Here is a 22224-nt window from a genome sequence, read left to right on the forward strand (position 1 = left end):
TATTTAAAGCTAGGGTGTCTATCCATGGAAAACTTCAAGCATCTTCCCGAACCGTTCCGCATTCGTGTCATCGAGCCGGTCAAGCGCACCACCCGCGCCTACCGGGAGGAGGCCATCATAAGGGCGGGCATGAACCCCTTCCTGCTGGACAGCGAAGACGTCTTCATCGACCTGCTGACCGACAGCGGCACAGGCGCCATCACCCAGGACATGCAGGCCGCCATGCTGCGCGGCGACGAGGCCTACAGCGGCAGCCGCAGCTACTACGCCCTGCAGAAGGCGGTGCTGGAGATCTTCGGCTACTCCCTCACCATCCCCACCCACCAGGGGCGCGGCGCCGAGCAGATCTACATCCCGGTGCTGATCAAGAAGCGGGAGCAGGAGAAGGGGCTGGATCGCAAGAAGATGGTGGCGCTCTCCAACTACTTCTTCGACACCACCCAGGGCCATACCCAGATCAACTGCTGCGTGGCGAAGAACGTCTACACCAAGGAGGCGTTCGATACCTCGGTCACCGCCGACTTCAAGGGCAACTTCGATCTGGTCAAGCTGGAGGAGGCCATCCTGGAGGCGGGCCCGGCCAACGTGCCCTATATCGTCAGCACCATCACCTGCAACTCCGCCGGTGGCCAGCCGGTCTCCATCGCCAACCTCAAGGCGGTCTACGAGATCGCCAGAAAGTATGACATTCCCGTCATCATGGATTCGGCCCGCTTCGCCGAGAACGCCTACTTCATCCAGCAGCGCGAGCCCGGCTACGCTGACTGGAGCATAGAGGCCATCACCATGGAGTCCTACAAGTACGCCGACGGCCTCGCCATGTCGGCGAAGAAGGATGCCATGGTGCAGATGGGGGGGCTATTGTGCTTCAAGGATGACAGCATGCTGGATGTCTACACAGAGTGCCGCACCCTCTGCGTGGTGCAGGAGGGCTTCCCGACCTACGGCGGTCTGGAGGGGGGCGCCATGGAGCGGCTCGCGGTCGGGCTGCGGGACGGCATGCGCCAGGACTGGCTGGCCTACCGCATCGGCCAGGTGCAGTACCTGGTGGACGGCCTGGAAGCCATAGGCGTGGTGTGCCAGCAGGCTGGGGGACATGCGGCCTTCGTGGACGCGGGCAAGCTGCTGCCCCACATCCCGGCGGATCAGTTCCCGGCCCACGCCCTGGCGTGCGAGCTCTACAAGGTGGCCGGCATCCGGGCGGTGGAGATAGGCTCCCTGCTGCTGGGGCGGGATCCCGCCACCGGCAAGCAGCACCCCTGCCCGGCGGAGCTGCTGCGCCTCACCATACCACGCGCCACCTATACCCAGACCCACATGGACTTTGTCATCGAGGCCTTCGGCGAGGTGAAGAAGAACGCCAAAAACGTGAAGGGGCTCGACTTTATCTATGAACCGGCTGTGCTGCGCCACTTCACCGCCAGATTGAAGGAGGTCGAGCCTCAGGGTCAGGCGGTCAGCAAGAAGAGTGAAAAATTAATAGAAGCATAACGAGTCAGGGGCACTTAATCAGGTGCCCCTTTTTTTTCACAGCTCTGTGAAATTTCGGGAGTGACAACACATGACATCGAAACCATCCGTGACGGGAGGGGCCTGCATTATTGCCAGCGTCTGTGTCGGCGCCGGCATGTTGGGGTTGCCGAGTGCGGGGGCAGGCGCCTGGACCAGCTGGTCCTCGCTGGCCATTATTCTCACCATGATCATCATGACGGTCTCCGGCTGGATGTTGCTGGAAGCCTTCAAACCCTATGAATTGACTGCCTCCTTCAATTCGGTGACCAAGGATCTGCTCGGTCACAAGATAAATATCTTCAACAACCTGACCGTCTATTTCGTCGGCGGCATTCTGCTGTACGCCTATATCACCTCCTCGGGTCTGATCCTGAGCGGCCTGCTCGGCATCAATAGTCAGTTGGCCTCGGTGCTGTTCGTGCTGGTGTTCTCCTGCTTCGTCTGGCATTCGACCCGGGCGGTGGATCGGATTTCGGTCGTCTTGATCGTCTTCATGGTGCTGAGCTTCGTGTTCGGGGTGTCGGGCCTTGCCGCCAACATAGACGCGACCATGCTGTTCCACTCCCTCACCGAGGAGTTGGGTCAGGCGCCCTATGCCCTGGCCATGCTGCCGGTGGCGCTCACCTCCTTCGGCTATCACCACTCTGTGGCGTCGATGCGGGCCTATTACGGCGAGGAGCAGAAGGCCAAGCAGGCGATCCTGGGGGGCACCCTGATCGCGCTGGCGCTCTACCTGCTGTGGCTGCTGAGCATCTTCGGCAACCTGCCTCGCAATGCCTTCGGCCCCATCATCGCCAAGGGGGGCGACGTCGATGTGCTGCTCGGGGCGCTGGCCTCGGTGATCGAATCCAAGCGGGTATCCAATGCCATCAACCTCTTCTCCATGGCGGCCATTCTTTCCTCCTTCATCGGGGTGGGCCTGGGGGTGTTCGACTATCTGGCGGATCTGTTCAAGTTCGACAACAGCCGCCAGGGCCGTGCCAAGTCCTGGGGCGTCACCTTCCTGCCGCCTCTGCTGTTCTCCTTGCTGTTCCCCTTCGGCTTCGTGGTGGCCATCGGCTATGCCGGGGCGGCGGCGACCGTCTGGGCCTGCATCATCCCCGCCCTGCTGGCGAAAAAATCCCGGGAGCTGGCGCCACAAGGGGGCGGCTTCAAGGCCCCCGGCGGCCAGCCCATGGTGGTGGCCGTCATCCTGTTCGGGGTGCTGACGGCCATCTTCCACCTGATGGCCATGGCGGGCATGCTGCCCATCTATACCGGTTGACCTCAACCCTCCGGCAAGCCGACAGGGAGCGCCTGCGGGCGCCCCCTGTGGTATCTGGCGCCTGAACCGCCCAAAACTTGGTACTAATGGCCGGATATCGCCCCCATTTCCCATCAATTCGCCCCCGGATTTGATACCCGAAGGCATGAAGGGTAAAGTCCCCCGGCGCCAGCATTGGCGAACGCAGGAGAAGCACGGCGGCGCGCCGTGACCAGTCAACAATCCGTTTGGGGGAGTAATGGAACAGAAACCATCGTTGGTGGGCGGGGCATGCATCATTGCCGGCGTCTGTGTGGGAGCCGGTATGTTGGGACTGCCGAGTGCGGGCGCGGGTGCCTGGAGCCTCTGGTCCATGCTCGCGGTGGCGCTGACCATGGTGGTGATGACGGTCTCTGGCTGGATGCTGCTCGAATCCTACAAGGGCTATCCGCTGCGCGTCTCCTTCGATACCGTGACCCGGGATCTGCTGGGGAACAAGGTCAATGCCCTCAACAACCTCAGCGTCTATTTCGTCGGCGGCATTCTGCTCTACGCCTATATCACCTCGGCCGGTCTCATCATAGATGGCATGACGGGGATGGGCAGCCACTGGGCTTCCGTGCTGTTCACCCTGGTCTTCTCCGTGCTGGTGTGGCACTCCACCCGGGCGGTGGACCGCATCTCCGTGCTGCTGGTGATCCTGATGGGGCTGAGCTTTGCCTTCGGCATCTCTGGTCTGTCGATGAACATCCGTCTCGATCTCTTGCTCGACAGAGTCGGCAGTGAGACCCACTACGCCCCCTATGCCCTGGTGATGCTGCCGGTGGCGCTCACCTCCTTCGGTTATCACCACTCGGTGTCGTCCATGCGGGCCTACTACGGCGAGGAGCGCCGCGCCAGCCGCGCCATCCTGGGGGGGACCGTCATCGCCCTCACCTTCTACCTCATCTGGCTGGTGAGCGTGTTCGGCAACCTGCCCCGCAGCGAGTTCGGCCCGGTGATCGAGCAAGGGGGCAACGTGGATGCCCTGCTCAAGGCCCTGGGCTCGGTGATCGAATCCAAGGCGGTGGCCAATGCCCTCAACGCCTTCTCCATGGCGGCCATTCTCTCCTCCTTCATCGGGGTGGGCCTGGGGGTGTTCGACTATCTGGCGGACCTGTTCAAGTTCGACAACAGTCGCGCCGGTCGCGCCAAGTCCTGGGGCGTCACCTTCCTGCCGCCTCTGGTACTCTCCTTGCTGTTCCCGTTCGGCTTCCTGGTGGCCATCGGCTATGCGGGTGCCGTGGCCACCCTGTGGACCTGCATCATACCGCCGCTGCTGGCCTGGAAGGTGCGCAAGGCCGCGCCTGCTGGCAGCGCGGGCTTCCGCGCTCCCGGCGGTATCCTGATGATAGGGCTGGTGATCCTGTTCGGGGTGCTGACCGCCGCCTTCCATCTGCTCAACATGGCGGGGCTGCTGCCTGTCTATACCGGCTGATCGGCATCCCTTGCGATCTTATGTAGAAATAGCGGCGCCTTTGGGCGCCGTTTTGCTTGGGTCGTCACGGGCAGAAGGGGTGGACACTTCGTCCGCCATCGAAGCGTTGCCCCGGCCATGGCATTACTCTGCGGACTCGAGTCACCAAGGAGAAGCAGGGATGTACGATATTCACGTGATGCTGCCCGATAACCCGGGCACACTGGGGCAGTTCGGGATCTTGATGGGGCGGGCCGGTGTCAGCCTGGAAGGGGGCGGCATGTTCACCCTGGGGGGCGCAGGCCATGCCCACTTTCTGGTGGAGGACGGCGCCGCTGCGGCCCTGGCCGCCGAGCAAGGGGGGCTGGAGGTGGTGGCGGTGCGCGAGGTGCTGGTGCGCCGCCTCAAGCAGGAGGTGCCGGGGCAGCTGGGGGCCATCTGTAGCGCCTTGGGGGATGCCTCGGTCAACATCATTACCCTGTACAGCGACCATGCCAACCAGCTGATCCTGGTTACCGACGACATCGACAAGGCCCGCAGGGTCACGGCAGAGTGGCAATGACAGGGGCAAGCAGAGAGTAGCGAGATGAGCAAACAGGAGAGCCTGGAACAAGGCCTGGCGCAGGTGGCGGCCGCCATAGCCGATGGCAGCCGCGCCCGCATGCTGTGCGCCCTGATGGATGGGCGCGCTTGGACGGCGACCGAGCTGAGCCTGATGGCCGAGGTGTCGGCGTCAACCGCCAGCAGCCACCTGGCCCGGCTCCAGCAACAGGGGTTGACGGCCTGCGTCCGGCAGGGCAAGCATCGCTACTACCGCATCGCGAGCCATGAAGTGGCGCTGGTGGTGGAGCAGCTGATGGGGCTGGTGGACATGGGCACGGGTGCGCTCAGGAGCAAAACCCCGGAGCGGCTGCGCTTTGCCCGTAGCTGTTATGACCATCTGGCGGGCGAGCTGGGGATGAGGCTCCATGACGGCCTGATGAGTCAAGGCTGGCTGGAGGCTGAGGGCTATGGGCTGACCCCGCAGGGGGAGCAACATCTCGGTCAGCTTGGCATCGACTGCGTGGCGACTGGCAAGCGCCCCTTTGCCTGCCACTGTCTCGACTGGAGCGAGCGACGCATGCATCTTGGCGGCCAGCTAGGTGCCCGCCTGCTCGGCCATATGCTGGACAATGGGTGGCTGGTGCGCGGGCTGGAGAGCCGTGAACTGACCCTGACCCCCAAGGGGCAACGGCAGTTGCAACGGCAGCTCGGCATTGTGCTTTGAGGCGCCATGGTCTTGCCGGGGGTATGGCGGCAACAGCAAGGTGAGAGTCGGGAGATCGGCCGCAGGTTGATTGATCGCAACCTCTTCATCACGGCCTAAGGACAGAAAACCCCAAACATGGTCGTCATGCGGGGCTTTTTATTTTGGGCAGATATTGTTTCAGGTGGTCATGGGGGGTTATTCAACCAGGGTCAGACGGAAGCCTTTGCCTTGCATGCACAGGTTGATCAGTTCTGCCTGCTCTTCATCTTCGATCTTGTTGAGTTTGACCTGATATTGGCACTCGGATAAGGCATCTGTTCTCTGGGCTTCAGAGGCACCCGCTTTCGTATATTCACTGCTGGGAGTGGAGGAGCAAGCGCTCAGTACCAGAATGGCGCCAAGAAGAATAAGGTGACGTTTCATGAAAATGCCCTTTGCAGTGATGCATATTGAAAATGCTGCCAATATGTTGCTCTAGTAGTTGGCCCGGCAGCTATTTTGGCCAACCCAATGACAGATATTTCGCCATTATATAGACCCCTGACTTTCAGATATTAACCGGGGCTGAATGAAGGCGCAGAAAACATGATTGCCTTGCCGTCCAATCCATCCCCTCCAAGACATAACCCATCGAAAGACACCTGCAGATCGGCATCTCTCCTCCCTGAATTGGTCTCTTAATTGGGACACCCACCTGAAACTCATTTGGATGGTCTCTCATTGGGACACCCACCTGATGAGAAATGGCGGATAACCTGAAAACCTGAAAACCCCATTTGTGTGCAGGCTGATTCCGGGGATGGAAGGCATGAAACGGTGGTGGTAGTGCGATCCATGAGCTTTAGCGAGCGTCAGTGGTTGCCAGTTGGCAATCAGTGCCCGTGCAGCGTCAACGAGGACTGCTGTAATCGATCTATTGGTGGTGAACTCGCGAGTTTTTCAGGTATCAAGGATTGGGTTGGTAACATCGCGTCTGGCCACAATGGGCGGCGTAGCGCTGGCAGCAAAGCTTGTCACCAATGGCTCTGATACCGTGGCGCCGAAACAGGGTGACTTGCCCCAACCATTGCCCCTCTGCTATGCCCAGGCGCTGGAGCACTGGTGCGAGATGATGCGGGATATGGCCATGCTTATCGAGGCGAATGGCTCGCCCTGTCCAATCCACCAGCGCCAGATAATCGGCAAAATAGCAGGGGAGCGCCTCTGGCTTCCCCTCTCTCGCAAAAGGCAGCAGCAAGGGGGTCTGTGTGGCTAGATCAGCGGTTTGCTCGATACGTTGCTGGATGCTGGTGAAGTCGCTCTCCTCCGGTGTGGTCGCGATGCCAGCTCGAATGGGATTGAGGTCGACATAGGTCATGCAGGCCAGCAGTGCCGACTCGGTGAGCAGGGCCTGGCTTTTGAAGCGTCCCTCCCAAAAGTGGCCCTTGCAGCCATCTTCCTGATTGGCCTGGCGGGCCAGCGACTCGTTCAGCAAGCGCACCAGCCAGCTGATGGAATGGAGGCGCTCCCGCCACTGGGCGATCAGCTGGTGCACAAGGTCCAGCTCGGGTGCTATCAGTTCCTCTCCCTGATACCAGCGCCGCACCAGCAAGGGCCACTGGAACAGGCGGGACCAGCGCTCTGCCACTTCCCGTTCACTCCACTCATGGGCAATGTTGGCCTGCACCTTGAGTACCAGGTGATAGTGATTGCTCATCACGGCATAGGCGCAGATGCCGATGGCAAAGACCTGCGACAGCTGGCCCAGCTTGTCGGCAACCCATTGGCGTCTGTGCTCGTAGCTTTGGCCTGAGTGATCATCCTGGCCGCAAAGAAAGGCGCGCCGGACGCAGCGGCTGACCACGTGGTAGTAAGGCGTATCGGCGAGGCTGATCTGGCGTGAACGGGCGATGGTCATGGCGGCTCTCTCCTCGGGTCTCTCGATTTAAGGAAAGTGTGAGGTGAGTGAGTTGTCAAAGCTGGGATTGGGTGGGTGTCCCAGCTTTCTTGGTGTCCCAGCGTTTCCTGACCACGTGGTAGTAAGGCGTATCGGCGAGGCTGATCTGGCGTGAACGGGCGATGGTCATGGCGGCTCTCTCCTCGGGTCTCACGGTTTAAGAAAAGTGGAGGAGGCGTGAGTTGTCAAAGCTGGGATTAGGTGGGTGTCCCAGCTTTCGCGCCACATGGTAATAGGGCGTATCGGCGAGGCTGATCTGGCGTGAACGGGCGATGGTCATGGCGGCTCTCTCCTCGGAATTCTCAGTTTAAGGAAAGTGGAGGGAGAGTGAGTTGTCAAAGCTGGGATTAGGTGGGTGTCCCAGCTTTTGCTCGATTTAAGGAAAGTGTGAGGTGAGTTAGTTGTCAAAGCTGGGATTGGGTGGGTGTCCCAGCTTTTGAGGGGGAGTGAGTTGTCAAAGCTGGGGTTAGGTGGGTGTCCCAGGTGGGTGATAGTAAGGCGTATCGGCGAGGCTGATCTGGCGTGAACGGGCGATGGTCATGGCGACTCTCTCCTCGGGTCTCTCGGTTTAAGGAAAGTGTGAGGTGAGTGAGTTGTCAAAGCAGGGATTAGGTGGGTGTCCCAGCTTTTTTTCTTGATGTGAATGTGAATGTCGATGTTAATGTTTAGGAGTTCAGGCTAGGCTGATTTCATCGAATCTAAAATATATCATATGCTTGAAGATGCCCATAAATGTTAAAACGCATTCTCTTTACCTTCATATGTGACAACTCAGAGTTTTTCTTGATAAGGATTATTATTTTTTCAATGTTTTCTGGTGGTGTCTCATACCCAAAATACAAAGTATCAAAAGCTGAAAATGGTATTCTCTTGAGGTTTATTTCGCTAGATGTAAGAAAAATTCCAGGAGCACAATCCTGTAGTTCATTAGCTGCTGTAAATGTTATTTCTTTTCCACATTTATATTCGCATGAACTTAAAGGTAATAGTATTCTGGCCTCATTTTCTATAGACCAGTGATTAGCTTTTGAAAAAAGCAGACGGCGCGTCAAGTCTTCTATATCAATGCCATTGGATAAAAGTGACATAAAAAGTTCGGTATCACTTTTAGTTGAAACATTAATAAAGCTACGAGATGGATAACCGTTCACTCTTAAAGCGCCTTTATAATATGTTATTGTCGCTCTATCCTTTGGCTTGTAGCTTACATCTTGTGGTTTATTAATTTTGAAAAATGGATGTTCTTCATTGAATGAAATGGCAATTCCTCTTCCTTCACTGGCATAATGAGTCCACATATGCTCATTATTTTCTGATTTGCAGAGAGAAAATATTCCTATATTGTGGCTTAGAAGATCAGTTATTGCTTTATTAAAAGCGTAAACGGTACTTTCAAAAGTATCTCGGTCATATTCATCTATTGATTGATGACCACTTTGAATTTTTACTAAGTGTGGGGCGATTTCTCCAACTCTTACACCAGTTGGCCTTAGGTAATAGTTTATTAGTTCATTGTCGCTTAATTCTTCAGAGCCTGCTCTAGATATAGAAACATCCTTTTTTCTCGCCCATTCAATATCAGCAGGAGAGAATTCATTAAAATATGGGAAAAATTTTCCTTCACTACCTTTATCATTCAGGAAGGCTGGCTGTGTAAATCGGAAAAGGCCATCGGTTAGGAAACTGACTCTTGGCAATGGATTGCTTGTATTATCAGTAGTGATCTCACTGAAATATTTAAACAACATATTACCTCCTTGGCAATAAATATATTATACATGGAAGTTAATTATTTTTGGAATAAAAACGGCGCCAAGAGGCGCCGTTTTGAGAGCTTGCTAACAAGTCCCAATCACTGCAGCAGGGAGATATCCGCTACTTGCAGGAACAGGTTGCGCAGGTTGTTCAGCAGTGCCAGACGGTTGGCCTTGAGGGCCTCGTCGTCGGCCATCACCATCACCTCGTTGAAGAAGGTGTCGACCGGCTCGCGCAGGGCGGCCAGACGGGTGAGGGCGGCCTGATAGTCACCGGCGGCGAACAGCGGTGCCAGCTCACTTTGCAGGGCGGCAACCTGAGTTGCCAGCGCCTGCTCGGCGGCATCCTGCAACAGTTCCGGTTTGACGGCAGTCGGCAGTTCGCCTTCGACCTTGGCCAGGATGTTGCTCACGCGCTTGTTGGCGGCAGCCAGTGCCAGTGCGGCATCCAGGCTGCGGAAGTGGCTGACGGCCTTGACGCGACGATCGAAGTCGAGCGGGCGGGTCGGGCGGCGGGCCAGTACGGCCAGCACCACGTCGGCACCAATGCCTTCGTCCTGATAGGCGGCGCGGAAGCGGCCCAGCATGAAGTCGACCACGTCGGTGACGACGGTTTTGTTGGTCAGCTTGTCGCCGTAGACACGTACCGCTTCTTCAACCAGTTCAACCAGATCCAGATCCAGCTGCTTCTCGGTCATGATGCGCAGGGCACCTATGGCGGCGCGGCGAAGGGCGAAGGGGTCTTTATCACCTTTGGGCAGCATGCCGATGCCGAAGATGCCGGCCAGGGTGTCGAGCTTGTCGGCCAGCGCCACGGCGCAGGCTTCCAGCGCGGACGGCAGGGCATCACCGGCGAAGCGCGGCATGTACTGCTCGTTGAGGGCCACGGCCACCACTTCGTCTTCGCCATCGTGACGGGCGTAGTGCATCCCCATGACACCCTGGGTGCTGGCGAACTCGCCGACCATGTTGGTCATGAGATCACACTTGGAGAGCAGACCGGCACGCTTGGCCTGAGCCACATTGGCACCGATACGCTCGGCGATGAAGCCTGCGACAGTCTCGATGCGCTCGACCTTGGCCTTGACTGTGCCGAGCTGCTGCTGGAACAGCACGGTTTCGAGGCGCGGCAGGCGGGAGGCCAGGGTCTGCTTGAGGTCGGTCTTGAAGAAGAACTCTGCGTCAGACAGACGGGGGCGAACCACCTTCTCGTTGCCGCTGATGATCTGGCTCGGGTCTTTGGACTCGATGTTGGTGACGAAGATGAACTTCGGCAGCAGCTTGCCGCTCTTGTCGTAGACCGGGAAGTACTTCTGGTCACCCTTCATGGTGTGAACCAGCGCCTCGGCGGGAACGGCCAGGAACTTCTCTTCGAAGTTGGCGGTCAGCACCACAGGCCATTCGACCAGGGCGGTGACCTCTTCCAGCAGGGCGTCGTCCAGATCGGCGACGCCACCGAAGGCGGCCGCGGCCGCTTCGACGTCAGCCTTGATCTTGGCCTTGCGGGCCATAAAGTCGGCCACCACCATGCCGCGTTCCAGCAGGATCTGCGGGTACTGGTCGGCATTGTCGATGGTGAACTCGCTCTCGCCCATGAAGCGGTGACCGCGGATGGTGCGGGCGGAGTCGATCCCCAGGATGTGGGCGGGCACCAGATCGCCGTCCAGCAGCAGGGTCACGGTGAACACCGGACGCACGAACTGGATGGTCTTGTCGCCCCAGCGCATCATCTTGGGGATGGGCAGCTTGGCCAGTGCGGCCGCAACCAGCTCACCCAGCAGATCCTTGGCCGGACGGCCTTCGACCTTGGCGGTGTGGACCAGCCACTCGCCCTTGTCGGTGACCAGACGCTCGGCCTGTTCGACAGTGATGCCGTTGCCACGGGCCCAGCCTTCGGCTGCCTTGGTCGGCTTGCCTTCGGCATCGAACGCCTGAGACACGGCCGGGCCGCGCTTCTCGACGCTCTTGCTCGGCTGCTCGCCGGCCAGCTCACTTACTTTCAGCGCCAGGCGGCGCGGTGAGGCGAACCACTCGACGTCGCCGAAGGCCAGATCGGCCTTGGTCAGCTCGGCTTTGAAGTTGTCGGCAAAGGCTTCGGCCAGGGTGCGCAGCGCCTTGGGTGGCAGCTCAGCGGTACCGATCTCTACCAGAAATGTATGTTGTGCCATGTCCGTTCCTTAACCTTGCTTGTTCTCAGTGCGCTGACACATGGGGAAGCCCAGCGCCTCGCGGGAGGCGTAGTAAGCCTCGGCCACGGCCTTGGTCAGGGTGCGAATGCGCAGTATGTAGCGCTGACGCTCGGTGACCGAGATGGCCTTGCGGGCATCCAGCAGGTTGAAGGAGTGGGCGGCTTTCAGAATACGCTCGTAAGCGGGCAGCGGCAGCGGCGTTTCCAGAGCCAGCAGGTGCTGGGCCTCTTTCTCGTACTGCTCGAAGCAGTGGAACAGGAAGTCCACGTCTGCGTGTTCGAAGTTGTAGGTAGATTGCTCCACTTCGTTCTGGTGGAAGACGTCGCCGTAGGTGGTCTTGCCCAGGGGGCCATCGGACCAGACCAGGTCATAGACGCTGTCCACGCCCTGGATGTACATGGCTAGACGCTCGAGACCATAGGTGATCTCGCCGGTCACCGGCTTGCATTCGAGGCCGCCAACCTGCTGGAAGTAGGTGAACTGGGTCACTTCCATGCCGTTGAGCCAGACTTCCCAGCCCAGACCCCAGGCACCCAGCGTCGGGTTTTCCCAGTTGTCTTCCACGAAGCGGATGTCGTGGATCTCGGGATCCATGCCCAGCTCTTTCAGGGAGCCGAGGTAGAGTTCCTGGATGTTGTCGGGGGACGGCTTGATGATCACCTGGAACTGGTAGTAGTGCTGCAGGCGGTTCGGGTTCTCACCGTAGCGGCCGTCGGTGGGACGGCGGGACGGTTGCACGTAGGCGCAGGCGATGGGCTCCGGGCCCAGGGCGCGCAGGCAGGTCATGGGGTGGGAGGTACCGGCACCCACTTCCATATCCAGCGGCTGAATGATGGTACAGCCCTGGCGGGACCAATAGTCCTGCAGCTGCAGGATCAGGCCCTGAAAGGTTTTGACATCGAATTTTTGCATAGTGTTTTTCGCGCGAAGTGAAATCAGAGCAAGATTTGCTGAATGTGAACCGAAGGAGTATACCGTCTGGCATGGTCGGATAATAGGCGAAATTGTAGGGGATTCATGGGGCGGGGCTGCGCCGGGCCTGGTTGGCCCGGGATGGAAGCCCCGTCATGTGGCCGATGAAATCCCCTTGTCGGACAGAGAGTCGGACAGAGAAAAATAACAGGAGACGAGGAATGGAACTGCGCTGCGCCTGGGTGACCAAGGACCCGGAATATATCGAATACCATGACAATCAGTGGGGGCGGCCGGTGCGCGACTCCCGCGAGCTGTTTGCCAAGCTCTGCCTCGATGGCCAGCAGGCGGGGCTCTCCTGGATCACCATCTTGAAGCGCACCGACAGCTATTACCGCGCCTATGCCGACTTCGATCCCAACCTGATCGTCCGGTTCGACGAGCAGGATGTGGAGCGGCTGATGCAGGACAAAGGCATCATCCGCAACCGCCTCAAGGTGCAGTCGATCATCAAAAACGCTCGCGCCTATCTGGCGCTGGAGGCGCAGGGCATCGACTTCGCGGACTACCTGTGGGGCTTTGTCGGCGGCGCCCCCATGGTCAATCGGCGGCAGGGCAACGGCGACATTCCCGCCACCTCGACAGAGTCGGATGCCATGGCCAAGGCCCTCAAGAAGCTCGGCTTCACCTTCGTCGGCAGCACCATCTGCTATGCCTTCATGCAGGCGGTGGGCATGGTGAACGATCATCTGGTGACCTGCCCCTGCCACGCCGAGTGCCAGCAGTCAGGGACGCCGGAATAAGCGGCCGGAGCTGAGCGAAGAAGGGAGGCAGATTGCCTCCCTTCTTCGTTGTGGCGCCGTCATCAATCGGGTTGAAGGGGGTGGCTCAGCGCCTCGCACAGCTCGTCGCTGCTCATCAGCCGCACGAAGGGGCCGGCCAGGGTGGCGTTGTGGTGGGCGATGATCTGGGTTGCAGCAAGCTGCGGGGTATCCATGCAGGTGTGGGCATCGCTCACCAGCACCACGGCGTAGCCGAGATCTGCCGCCGCCCGGCAGGTGGTATCGATGCAGTACTGGGTCTTCATGCCGGTGACTATCAGGGTCTGCACCCCGCCCTCCTTCAGCCAGCCATCGAGGCCGGTGCCTTGAAAGGCGTTGGGTCTGTGCTTGTCGAACACCCGATCGGCGTCGTCGACCGCCAGTTCAGGTGCCAGTTGCCAGAACGGACTGCCGGCGGCTATGGGGCTACCGGCCGGGCCCGTGTGGCGCACCGCCAGCACGGGGGCACCGGCGGCGCGGGCCGCCTGACTCAGGCGATTGATATTGGCCAGGGTCTCGGCACCGGCATGGGGCGCCTCCGGGCCGTGAAGAAGGCCGACCTGGAGGTCGATGACGAGCAGGGCGGGGTGGGGCATGGATGACATGGGCATGGCTCCGTGAGGAATGTCCCCCACTCTGGGGTCACCGGCCGTCGAGCGGCAACCCCGCATCTGGGGGGAGGCAGGCGCTGCCCCACCTTGCCCGCCCTGCCGCCGCGCCAGCCCCATCCTCCTTGCCCTTATGCCGGCGCCGGGAGTGATGAGCGATCACCTCGTCGGCCGCTGCTGCCAGGTCAGGTGTCAGCGGGGCAGGGGCCCATTTCCGCTGTTCGGTACAGCTGGCATACAGTCACTCCTGCTCAAAATCGGTCCATCAACATTGAGGGTTAATCCATGTCACTGAATTCATCTCGCATTCGCACGGCCGGCAGTCTGATCCTGGCGGTTTGCTCTCTGCTGGCCGTCCTGCCTGCCCATGCGGCCGATCGCCAGGACTCCCGCGATGTGCGTCAGGAGGTGCGTCCCGAGGTCCGCGATGCCAAGCAGGATTGCCGCGAAGCCGACCAGAAGGACAACTACGAGTGCCGTCAGGACAAGCGTGAAGTCAAACAGGACGTCAGAGAGAAAGCCAACGACGTCAAACGCTGATGAGCGCGCCCGATTAGCCGGCAAGCGGCATATCGGGCCCTCAGCCGAGCAGGCTCACCGCCCCCAAGGGCCTGCGAGCCTGCTGGCGGGTAACTCGCCAGACACCGCCACCCGTGAATTCATATAAATCAGTTGCCGGATGCCCCGCCATCCCGTCGACCCCGTGGAGTTAATCATGAAGAAATGTGCCTTTATCTTGCTGGCTGCCAGCGCCCTGCTCTCCTCGTTGCCGGCACAGGCAACCGAACAGGCCGCAGAGCGCCGTGATGCCCGTGACGTGCGTCAGGACACCCGGGATGAATCCCGCGATGCCAAGCAGGAGTGCCGTGAAGGCGTGGTCGGCAATGCCGATTGCCGTCAGGATCATCGCGACAGCAAGCAGGAGGGCCGAGACGAGGCCCGCGACGTCAAATATTGATCCTGACAAGCCGCCTCCCTGTCGGGTCGCCATGCTGGCGCCCGTCCCGCGGTTATCTTGACCCCAGTGTATAATTCAGACATCCCAAGCCGGTGTATTTCGTTTAGCCAAGGAGCCACCATGAAGAAGACAGTATTCGCGCTGCTTGCAGCCACAGCCTTGTTGGCTGCCCTGCCTGCACAGGCAACCAAACAGGCCCAGGAGCGTCGCGAAGCCCGCGATGTGCGTCAGGATACCCGTCAGGAATCCCGCGACGCCAAGCAGGAGTGCCGCGAAGGCCTGGTGGGCAATGCCGATTGCCGTCAGGAGCACCGCGACAACAAGCAGGAAGGGCGTGACGAGGCGCGCGACATCAAATATTGATGTCCGGCCTGCCCGGGCAGGCAGCACTCATGCCGTGCACGGCATGACACAGGGGGGCTTTGGCCCCCCTGTTCATATCCGCAATGCGCGCGTCACACTCTGGCGCCTCTCTGGGGTAGAATGCGCGGCCATCGGCTAGAGTCGTTCTTTTTCAGAGGTTTTTTCATGCATTTCAAGAAACTGGTTCCTGCACTTGCCCTGACCATCGCCATGACAGGCTGCACCACCAATCCCTATACCGGTGAATCCCAGACCTCCAAGGGCGCCTGGGGCGCACTGGCCGGTGCCGCTACCGGCGCTGCCGTGGGCGCGCTCTCCTCCAGCAAGGGTGATCGCAAGAAGGGCATACTGACCGGCGTGGCCGCTGGCGCCGCCCTGGGTGGCGGCATCGGTTACTACATGGATGTGCAGGAAGCCAAGCTGCGCGAGAAGCTGCAGGGCACCGGCGTCAGCGTGACCCGAAACGGTGATCAGCTGATCCTCAACATGCCGAACAATGTCACCTTCGACAGCTCCAGCGCCCAGCTCAAAGCCGCCGGTGCCAACACCCTGTCCGGCGTGGCCATGGTGGTTGCCGAGTTCGACAAGACTCGCCTGAACGTGGTCGGTCACACCGACAGCACCGGCTCCCGCGAGCTGAACATGAAGCTCTCCGCCCAGCGTGCCGATGCCGTCGCCGCCCAGCTGATCGGTCAGGGCGTGACCGGCAGCCGTATCGCCACCAGCGGCGTGGGCCCGGATCAGCCGGTTGCCACCAACAGCACAGCCGCCGGCAAGGCCCAGAACCGTCGTGTGACCATTACCCTGACCCCGACTGCCTAAGTCGCCCGGTTGCCGGTAACGAAAAGGCCCCGCCAGTGATGGCGGGGCCTTTTGCTATCTCAGGCTGGGCGGGCGGCTCAGACTGCTGCGGTCAGCTGCACTTCCACCTTGTAGCCTTCGTGGGCCAGGCGGGCCTGCACGCAGGCGCGAACGGGCGCTGTACCGGCCGGTATCCAGGCATCCCACTGAGCGTTGAAGGCGGCTATGTCGCCAATGTCCTTGAGATAGATGTTGGCCATCAGGATCTTGTCGACCCCGGAACCGTTGGCTTCCAGCAGACGCTGCAGGCTGGTCAGCACTTCGCGGGTCTGCTGGTGAATGTCGGCCTCGTCGGTGGCGGGGACTTCCACCACATAGAGGGTACCGTTGTGGATGACAACATCAGACCAGCGGGCCGTGGTGCCGATTCGGGTAATCGTCATGGATTGCTCCGGTACAGGGGCTCATTGACCCTTGCGGATCAGATAGCGATAGGGGGCCTGCTCTGTCTCGCTGGCGATCAGGGTGTGATCCATGAAGCGGCAGAAACTCGGGATGTCGCGGGTGGTGGAAGGGTCGTCGGCACTGACCAGCAGGGTCTCGCCTTCGGCCATCAGCCGCACTTTCTTGCGAACCATCATCACAGGTTCAGGACAACGAAGCCCGATTGCGTCCAACGCGTGAGTCGCATTGCAGAATAAATTACTCATTAATAATCAACCTTCAGCCGCACCTTCTTGCGCACTATCATCACGGGCTCGGGGCAACGAAGCCCGATTGCGTCCAACTCATGAGTTGCGTCGCAGAATAAAGCACCCATCAATAATCAACCTTCAACCAATTCAGCTGCCAATGATACTCAAGGCGAAAAAATAATCAAATATCAGCGTCTTCGAGCAGCATATGTAACCAAAGTGTGATCCTGCTCTATCCAGACCTTGCCCGATGAGTAATATAAAAATTGAACCATATTCAACAAGGAGGTGTGAATATGCAGGTCTCCTACGGCAGATTGCAAGCCTACGCAGGCATGGGGTTCCTGTCGTTCGCCATGATAGTGCTGGGCAGCCCGATCGGAAACACCGGCACCTGGTTCGGGTCCATGGTGATGATAGGGCTGGGGCTCTGGATCGAGCTCAGCGACTACTACGACGAGGATGAGGACGAGAACGATCAATCCTGAATCGGATGACGATTCACCCACAAAGGCGGAGCGATTCCGCCTTTGTCATTTCTGCTCCGCGCCTGAGCGGGTCGAGCGCATGGCCCGCTCCAGCTGCTGCGCCGTCTGCTCCGAGTTGGCCTTGGGATCGTTGAAGAAGCTGCTCAGCACATCCATGATGCCCTGACGCATGTTGGTCGGAACGGCCATGCCCTCCGCCATGCTGGGCAGCAGGTTGCCGTCCCGCTCCGCCAGCTGGAAGTCATGGTAGGAGCGGATGGCGCAGCGATCGAACTTGCTCATATCAGGCTGGGTGAGGGCTGGGATGGAGCCCTTCACCCGGTTGAACTCCTCCTGGAATCGCGGCGTCATCAGCAGGCGGGCCAGCTCGCCCTGGGCTTGTAGCTGGGCCGGATCCCGCTGCTTGAACATGGCGATGGAGTCCAGGTTGTAGCTGAAGAGGCCTTGGCTTCCCGGGCTTGGCAGGCAGTCGATGTCCTCTCCGGGTCTGTAGTTGCCGGCGCTCAGCTCCCCCTTCACCCAGTCCCCCATGATCTGCATGGCGGCGCCGCCGCTCTCCAGCAGGTTGGTGGCCTGGTGCCACTTCAGGCCGGCGTATTTTTCCGGCACATAGGCGCGCAGCTGCTGGAAGCGGGTCAGCACCCGCACCATGTCGGGGCCGGTCAGGGTGGCGCTGTCCTGCTCCAGGAAGGCCTTGCGATAGAAGGCCTTGCCCCCTTCACCGAGTGCCACCGTCTCGAACAGCACCGCCAGCTGCCAGGGCTCGTTGCCGATGGCCAGCGGCGTGACGCCCTGCGCCTTGAGCTGCTCCGCCACCGTCATGAAGTGCTCCCAGTCGGTGGGGGGCGTCAGCCCCAGCCGCTCGAACAACTTGCGGTTGAGCCACAGCCAGTTGACCCTGTGGATGCCGGTGGGCACCGCCATCAGGGCGCCGTTCTGGCTGAGGGTGTCACGGACCATGGGGGATAGCTGCGGGTACCAGCCGAGGTGCTCGGCCATGGGGCTGAGGTCGCGCAGGAAACCCAGGCTGGCCCACTCGTGCAGCTCATAGCCTTTGAGGTGCGCCGCCTCCGGCGGATTGGCCGCCAGCGCCCGGCTTTTTAGCACCGTCATGGCGCTCTTGCCGCCGCCGCCCTGCACCGCGAAGTCGTTCCACTGGTTGCCCTGCTCGGCCCATTCCGACTTGAGCACTTCCACCGCCTTGGCCTCGCCACCGGATGTCCACCAGTGCAACACCTCCACCTGGGAGGCGGCGACGGGCAGGGAGAGCAGGGCGACAATGGCAAACGGGAACAACTTCATACTGTGACTGCCTTGATTGAAGGAGAGTGGCCGGTGCCGACCGCACGCCACCAGTGCAGCACCCCGACGCGCTGGGAGGCGGCGACGGGCAGGGAGAGCAGGGCGACAATGGCAAACGGGAACAACTTCATACTGTGACTGCCTTGATTGAAGGAGAGTGGCCGGTGCCGACCGCACGCCACCAGTGCAGCACCCCGACGCGCAGGGAGGCGCCGACGGGCAGAGACAACAGGGCGATGACAGAAAACGACAACCACTTCATAAGCGTTACTGCCTTGGTAGGGATAGGGTGGCCTGCAGGCCGCCCTGGGGGCGATTTTCCAGCACCAGATCGCCGCCGTGGGCGTGGGCTATGTTGCGGGCTATGCCAAGACCCAGCCCGGTTCCGGCGGAATCCGTGCTGAGGCGGTAGTAGGGCTCGAAGATGCGCTCGAACTGATCCTCCGGCAGACCGGGGCCCTCGTCCATGATGAAGAGGATCAGCATCTCCTCGTCATCCATCAGGATGACGCGCACCCGGTGGCCGTACTTGATGCCGTTGTCCACCAGGTTGCCGATGCAGCGTTTGAGGGCCAGCAGCTTGCCGCGATAGGGCCACTTGCAGTGCCCCTCTATGGTAAGCAGATCCTCGTGCAGGTTCATGGCCTCCGCCATCTGTTCCAGCAGGGCATTGATGTCGATGAGCTCGAGGTTCTCGTGAATGTCGGTCTCTTTCACCGTCTGCAGCGCCCCCTTCACCATCAGCTCCAGCTCGTCCAGATCCTTGTTGAACTTGGCTATCTGGGCTTCGTCGTCGAGCAGTTCGACCCGCAGCCGCAGCCGGGTGATGGGGGTCTTGAGATCGTGGGAGATGGAGCTGAACAGCCGCTCCCTGTCGTCTATGAAGCGGCGGATGCGCTGCTGCATGATGTTGAAGGCGCGGGTCGCCGCCACTATCTCGGAGGCACCCTCCTCCTTGAGGGAGGGCTGATCTATGTCCTTGCCGAGGTTGACCGCCGCCTTGGCGAGGCGACGCAGGGGCCGGGTCTGCCAGCGCACCAGCATGAAGGTGAAGAAGCAGAGGAAGACAGTCATCAGGGCGATGAAGCGCACCTGGTTGCTCGGCATGACGGTGTCATCCAGCGTCATGTAGGGGGCGGGCAGCAGGGCCGCCAGATAGAGCCACTCACCCGGCTCTATCTCGATCTGGGTCACCAGCACCGGTGGGTTGATAGGCTCCAGCGACAGGGTATAGCGGGCCCAGGAGGAGGGGAGATCTGCCAGCAGGGTGTCGTTGTTGAAGACGTGCAGCTCCTCGGGACGGGAGAAGTCCACCTTGATGGCCATGGCGTCGGAGAGTTTGCGGGTCAGTACCTCCTCCACCTCCTTCAGCACCAGCGTCTTGCGCTCGCTGTCCGGGATGGCGCTGATGTGGATCTCTTCTTCATTCAGGGAGACGAAGAAACGGCTGCCCCCCATGTTGCGCAGCTGGTCCAGCGCTATGTGGCGGTACTGCAGCGGCAGGGACTTGAAGAAGTTGACTGTGGAGGCGGCGGAGAGCGCCAGGTTGCGGGTGGTGCTGAGCATGCCCTCCAGCTCCCGCTTCTGGATCTGCTGCATCCAGATGCCGGTGAGTATGGTCTGGGAGAGCAGGATGGCGAGCAGCAACAGCAGCAGCATCCGTGACAGCAGGGAGCGGGGGACCAGTGCCTGCCAGAATCGCCGACCTCTCATGGGATCTCGTGCCTCTTGTCAGTCAGCATGCTGTTGCTACCTTTTTACCCTTCACGGGATCTCGTGCACTTCCGCGATCAGCATGTAGCCGCTGCCGCGTATGGTCTTGATGATGCGCGGGCTCTTGCCGTTGTCGCCCAGCTTCTGGCGCAAACGGCTGATCTGCACGTCGATGCCGCGCTCCATGGGCAGGCTCTCGCGGCCCCGGGTGGCATCGGAGATGGTGTCCCTGTCCAGCACCACGCCGGGCTGTTGCAGGAACATGCCGAGCAGCAGGGCGTCGCTGCCGGAGAGATCCAGCAGGCTGCCGTCGTCGTGGGTCAGCTGGTGGCTCAGGGTATCCAGGGTCCAGTCGGCGAAGCGCAGGCGGCGGCTCGGCTCTTTTTCTTTCTCCGGCTGGCGGAATTCGGCACGGCGCAGCAGCGCCTTGATGCGGGCCTGCAGCTCGCGCGGGCTGAACGGCTTGGCGATGTAGTCGTCGGCGCCGAGTTCGAGGCCGATCACCCGATCCGCCTCATCGGAGGCAGCGGTGAGCATGATGATGGGTACCTGGGAGTCGCGACGGATCTGCTGGCACAGGGTAAAGCCGTCGTCGCCTGGCATCATGATATCGAGAATGATGAGGTCCGGGCTGTGCAGGGCGAGTTGCTGGCGCATCTCGTTGCCCTCGGCCGCCGTCAGTACCTGAAAACCCGCCCGGGTCAGGTATTCGTTGAGCAGCTCGCGGATCTCCTGATCGTCGTCGACGATAAGCAGTTGTTTGCTCGTTGACATATGTATGTGCATCCACCCATTTTTTTGTGCAGATTGAACCTGTCGGGGGAGCAAAAAGCAAGCAAGGCCCCCCTCTAATGTGAAGTTATGGGCAATATAGCCCCCGAATCGGCCCTGATCGGGATATCGGAATAAAAAAGGCCGACCCAAACGGGCCGGCCAACACGCAGATTCCGACGGCAGGTGCGCACCCCGTGTGGCGCGCTCCACAGACTCAACAACGGGCCGGACGGGCCGACCCCAAAAAGACAATACGGGCTCAGGTATGGCGTGAGCCGCTTAAATCACACCCGCTCGAACACTGTGGCTATGCCCTGACCCAGGCCGATACACATGGTGGCGACCCCTAGCGTGGCATCCTTCTCTTCCATCAGGTTGATCAGGGTGGTGGAGATGCGGGCACCGGAGCAGCCGAGGGGGTGGCCCAGGGCGATGGCGCCGCCGTTCAGGTTCACCTTCTCGTCCACCAGATCCTGCAGGCCGAGATCCTTGACGCAGGGCAGGGACTGGGCGGCGAAGGCCTCGTTCAACTCGAACAGGTCGATGTCGCCCACGGTCAGACCGGCCCGCTTGAGCGCCTTCTGGGTGGCCGGCACAGGACCGTAACCCATGATGGCGGCGTCACAGCCAGCGATGGCCATGGCGCGCACCCGGGCGCGGGGGGTGAGGCCCAGCGCCTTGGCGCGATCCGCGCTCATCACCAGCATGGCGGCGGCGCCGTCGGACAGAGCCGAGGAGGTACCGGCGGTCACTGTGCCGTTGACCGGGTCGAACACAGGGCGCAACTGGCCCAGGGTTTCGACTGTGGTCTCCGGGCGGATCACTTCGTCATAGTCGTAGAAGAAGCGGGCGCCGCTGGCATCATGGCCTTCCAGCCCGACTATCTCCCTGGCAAAGCGTCCTTCCAGGGTCGCGGCATGGGCGCGGCGGTGGGAGCGGGCGGCAAACTCGTCCTGCTGCTGACGGCTGATGCCGTGCAGTTTGCCCAGCATCTCGGCGGTCAGCCCCATCATGCCGGAGGCCTTGGCCACCGACTTCGCCATGCCGGGGTGGAAGTCGACGCCGTGGCTCATGGGCACATGGCCCATGTGCTCGACGCCGCCGATGATGAAGATGTCCCCATCACCCACCGCAATGGCGCGGGAGGCATCGTGCAGCGCCTGCATGGAGGATCCGCACAGACGGTTGACGGTGACCGCCCCCACCTGCTTCGGAATACCGGCCAGCAGGGCGGCGTTGCGGGCTATGTTGAAGCCCTGCTCCAGGGTCTGCTGCACGCAGCCCCAGTAGATGTCCTCGATCTCGTTCGGGTCGAGGTTGGGGTTGCGCAACAGGATGGAGCTCATCAGGTGCGCGGACAGATCTTCTGCACGCACGTTGCGGAAGGCGCCGCCCTTAGACCGGCCCATGGGGGTCCGGATACAGTCGACAATGACTACGTCTTTCATGA

At 60.6% G+C, this 22224-nt stretch carries 25 protein-coding genes; 11 read left to right on the top strand and 14 right to left on the bottom strand.

Going from position 1 to position 22224, the window contains the following annotated elements; genetic code table 11:
- Positions 1–24 precede the first annotated feature (24 nt).
- From tnaA to G4923_RS02790, 5 genes are all read left to right on the top strand, one after another.
- Positions 25–1491, top strand: a complete 1467-nt coding sequence (tnaA, locus tag G4923_RS02770) for a tryptophanase (RefSeq protein ID WP_163135448.1) — start codon at positions 25–27, stop codon at positions 1489–1491.
- Between the two features lie 70 nt (positions 1492–1561).
- Complete coding sequence (locus G4923_RS02775) at positions 1562–2776, top strand: aromatic amino acid transporter (protein ID WP_163135449.1); 1215 nt, start codon at positions 1562–1564, stop codon at positions 2774–2776.
- A 238-nt stretch (positions 2777–3014) separates the two neighbouring features.
- A complete protein-coding gene (locus tag G4923_RS02780) occupies positions 3015–4232 on the top strand; it encodes an aromatic amino acid transporter (RefSeq protein ID WP_163135450.1) in 1218 nt (405 codons plus the stop codon).
- Between the two features lie 160 nt (positions 4233–4392).
- Positions 4393–4773, top strand: a complete 381-nt coding sequence (locus tag G4923_RS02785; protein WP_163135451.1) for an amino acid-binding protein — start codon at positions 4393–4395, stop codon at positions 4771–4773.
- A 24-nt stretch (positions 4774–4797) separates the two neighbouring features.
- A complete protein-coding gene (locus G4923_RS02790; protein WP_163135452.1) occupies positions 4798–5478 on the top strand; it encodes an ArsR/SmtB family transcription factor in 681 nt (226 codons plus the stop codon).
- A gap of 177 nt (positions 5479–5655) precedes the next feature.
- On the opposite strand, the gene G4923_RS02795 is transcribed toward G4923_RS02790, so the two are convergent.
- The 5 genes from G4923_RS02795 to glyQ form a co-directional block, all read right to left on the bottom strand.
- Positions 5656–5883, bottom strand: coding sequence for a lipoprotein (locus G4923_RS02795; RefSeq protein ID WP_163135453.1), 228 nt, complete (start codon positions 5881–5883; stop codon positions 5656–5658).
- A 523-nt stretch (positions 5884–6406) separates the two neighbouring features.
- The gene (locus G4923_RS02800) at positions 6407–7357 is read right to left on the bottom strand and encodes a transposase (protein ID WP_163135454.1); all 951 of its coding nucleotides are present in this window, start codon (positions 7355–7357) and stop codon (positions 6407–6409) included.
- Positions 7358–8094: 737 nt separating this feature from the next.
- Entirely contained in the window at positions 8095–9144 is a 1050-nt protein-coding gene (locus tag G4923_RS02805; RefSeq protein WP_163135455.1) for a DUF2971 domain-containing protein, read from the bottom strand.
- Positions 9145–9248: 104 nt separating this feature from the next.
- On the bottom strand, positions 9249–11318 hold the full coding sequence (glyS, locus tag G4923_RS02810; RefSeq protein ID WP_163135456.1) for a glycine--tRNA ligase subunit beta: 2070 nt from the start codon (positions 11316–11318) through the stop codon (positions 9249–9251).
- A gap of 9 nt (positions 11319–11327) precedes the next feature.
- Positions 11328–12251, bottom strand: coding sequence for a glycine--tRNA ligase subunit alpha (gene glyQ, locus G4923_RS02815; RefSeq protein WP_163135457.1), 924 nt, complete (start codon positions 12249–12251; stop codon positions 11328–11330).
- A gap of 221 nt (positions 12252–12472) precedes the next feature.
- Between glyQ and G4923_RS02820 the strand changes: the two genes are divergently transcribed.
- Positions 12473–13054, top strand: coding sequence for a DNA-3-methyladenine glycosylase I (locus tag G4923_RS02820; protein ID WP_106885430.1), 582 nt, complete (start codon positions 12473–12475; stop codon positions 13052–13054).
- Positions 13055–13116: 62 nt separating this feature from the next.
- Here the strand turns inward: G4923_RS02820 and G4923_RS02825 are convergent, their stop codons facing one another.
- Entirely contained in the window at positions 13117–13677 is a 561-nt protein-coding gene (locus G4923_RS02825) for a cysteine hydrolase family protein (protein WP_106885431.1), read from the bottom strand.
- A 288-nt stretch (positions 13678–13965) separates the two neighbouring features.
- Between G4923_RS02825 and G4923_RS02830 the strand changes: the two genes are divergently transcribed.
- The 4 genes from G4923_RS02830 (at position 13966) to G4923_RS02845 (ending at position 15823) form a co-directional block, all read left to right on the top strand.
- The gene (locus tag G4923_RS02830; protein WP_163135458.1) at positions 13966–14220 is read left to right on the top strand and encodes a hypothetical protein; all 255 of its coding nucleotides are present in this window, start codon (positions 13966–13968) and stop codon (positions 14218–14220) included.
- 175 nt (positions 14221–14395) lie between these two features.
- Positions 14396–14638: a hypothetical protein gene (locus tag G4923_RS02835; protein ID WP_106885433.1), complete on the top strand. Its 243-nt coding sequence runs from the start codon at positions 14396–14398 to the stop codon at positions 14636–14638.
- A 120-nt stretch (positions 14639–14758) separates the two neighbouring features.
- Entirely contained in the window at positions 14759–15001 is a 243-nt protein-coding gene (locus tag G4923_RS02840) for a hypothetical protein (RefSeq protein ID WP_005323913.1), read from the top strand.
- A 165-nt stretch (positions 15002–15166) separates the two neighbouring features.
- Positions 15167–15823, top strand: coding sequence for an OmpA family lipoprotein (locus G4923_RS02845; protein ID WP_106885434.1), 657 nt, complete (start codon positions 15167–15169; stop codon positions 15821–15823).
- Between the two features lie 77 nt (positions 15824–15900).
- Here the strand turns inward: G4923_RS02845 and G4923_RS02850 are convergent, their stop codons facing one another.
- Together G4923_RS02850 and tusA are read right to left on the bottom strand one after the other, a co-directional pair.
- The gene (locus G4923_RS02850; protein ID WP_106885435.1) at positions 15901–16245 is read right to left on the bottom strand and encodes a RidA family protein; all 345 of its coding nucleotides are present in this window, start codon (positions 16243–16245) and stop codon (positions 15901–15903) included.
- A gap of 21 nt (positions 16246–16266) precedes the next feature.
- Positions 16267–16512: a sulfurtransferase TusA gene (tusA, locus tag G4923_RS02855; protein ID WP_106885436.1), complete on the bottom strand. Its 246-nt coding sequence runs from the start codon at positions 16510–16512 to the stop codon at positions 16267–16269.
- Positions 16513–16793: 281 nt separating this feature from the next.
- On the opposite strand from tusA, the gene G4923_RS02865 reads away from it, so the two are divergent.
- On the top strand, positions 16794–16985 hold the full coding sequence (locus G4923_RS02865; RefSeq protein WP_025328793.1) for a hypothetical protein: 192 nt from the start codon (positions 16794–16796) through the stop codon (positions 16983–16985).
- 45 nt (positions 16986–17030) lie between these two features.
- Here G4923_RS02865 and G4923_RS02870 read toward each other — a convergent pair whose 3' ends face one another.
- The 6 genes from G4923_RS02870 to fadA form a co-directional block, all read right to left on the bottom strand.
- A complete protein-coding gene (locus G4923_RS02870) occupies positions 17031–18287 on the bottom strand; it encodes an ABC transporter substrate-binding protein (RefSeq protein ID WP_163135459.1) in 1257 nt (418 codons plus the stop codon).
- Positions 18284–18418, bottom strand: coding sequence for a hypothetical protein (locus G4923_RS21330; protein ID WP_267966785.1), 135 nt, complete (start codon positions 18416–18418; stop codon positions 18284–18286). The genes G4923_RS02870 and G4923_RS21330 overlap by 4 nt, the downstream gene beginning before the upstream one ends.
- A complete protein-coding gene (locus G4923_RS21335) occupies positions 18415–18549 on the bottom strand; it encodes a hypothetical protein (protein ID WP_276208940.1) in 135 nt (44 codons plus the stop codon). The genes G4923_RS21330 and G4923_RS21335 overlap by 4 nt, the downstream gene beginning before the upstream one ends.
- A gap of 5 nt (positions 18550–18554) precedes the next feature.
- Positions 18555–20000, bottom strand: a complete 1446-nt coding sequence (locus tag G4923_RS02875; protein ID WP_106885438.1) for an ATP-binding protein — start codon at positions 19998–20000, stop codon at positions 18555–18557.
- 51 nt (positions 20001–20051) lie between these two features.
- A complete protein-coding gene (locus G4923_RS02880) occupies positions 20052–20774 on the bottom strand; it encodes a response regulator (RefSeq protein ID WP_025328790.1) in 723 nt (240 codons plus the stop codon).
- A gap of 284 nt (positions 20775–21058) precedes the next feature.
- Positions 21059–22222: an acetyl-CoA C-acyltransferase FadA gene (gene fadA, locus G4923_RS02885; RefSeq protein WP_163135460.1), complete on the bottom strand. Its 1164-nt coding sequence runs from the start codon at positions 22220–22222 to the stop codon at positions 21059–21061.
- Between the last annotated feature and the right edge of the window lie 2 nt (positions 22223–22224).

Origin of the sequence: Aeromonas rivipollensis, assembly GCF_010974825.1 — a bacterium.
Taxonomy (GTDB): Bacteria; Pseudomonadota; Gammaproteobacteria; order Enterobacterales; family Aeromonadaceae; genus Aeromonas; species Aeromonas rivipollensis.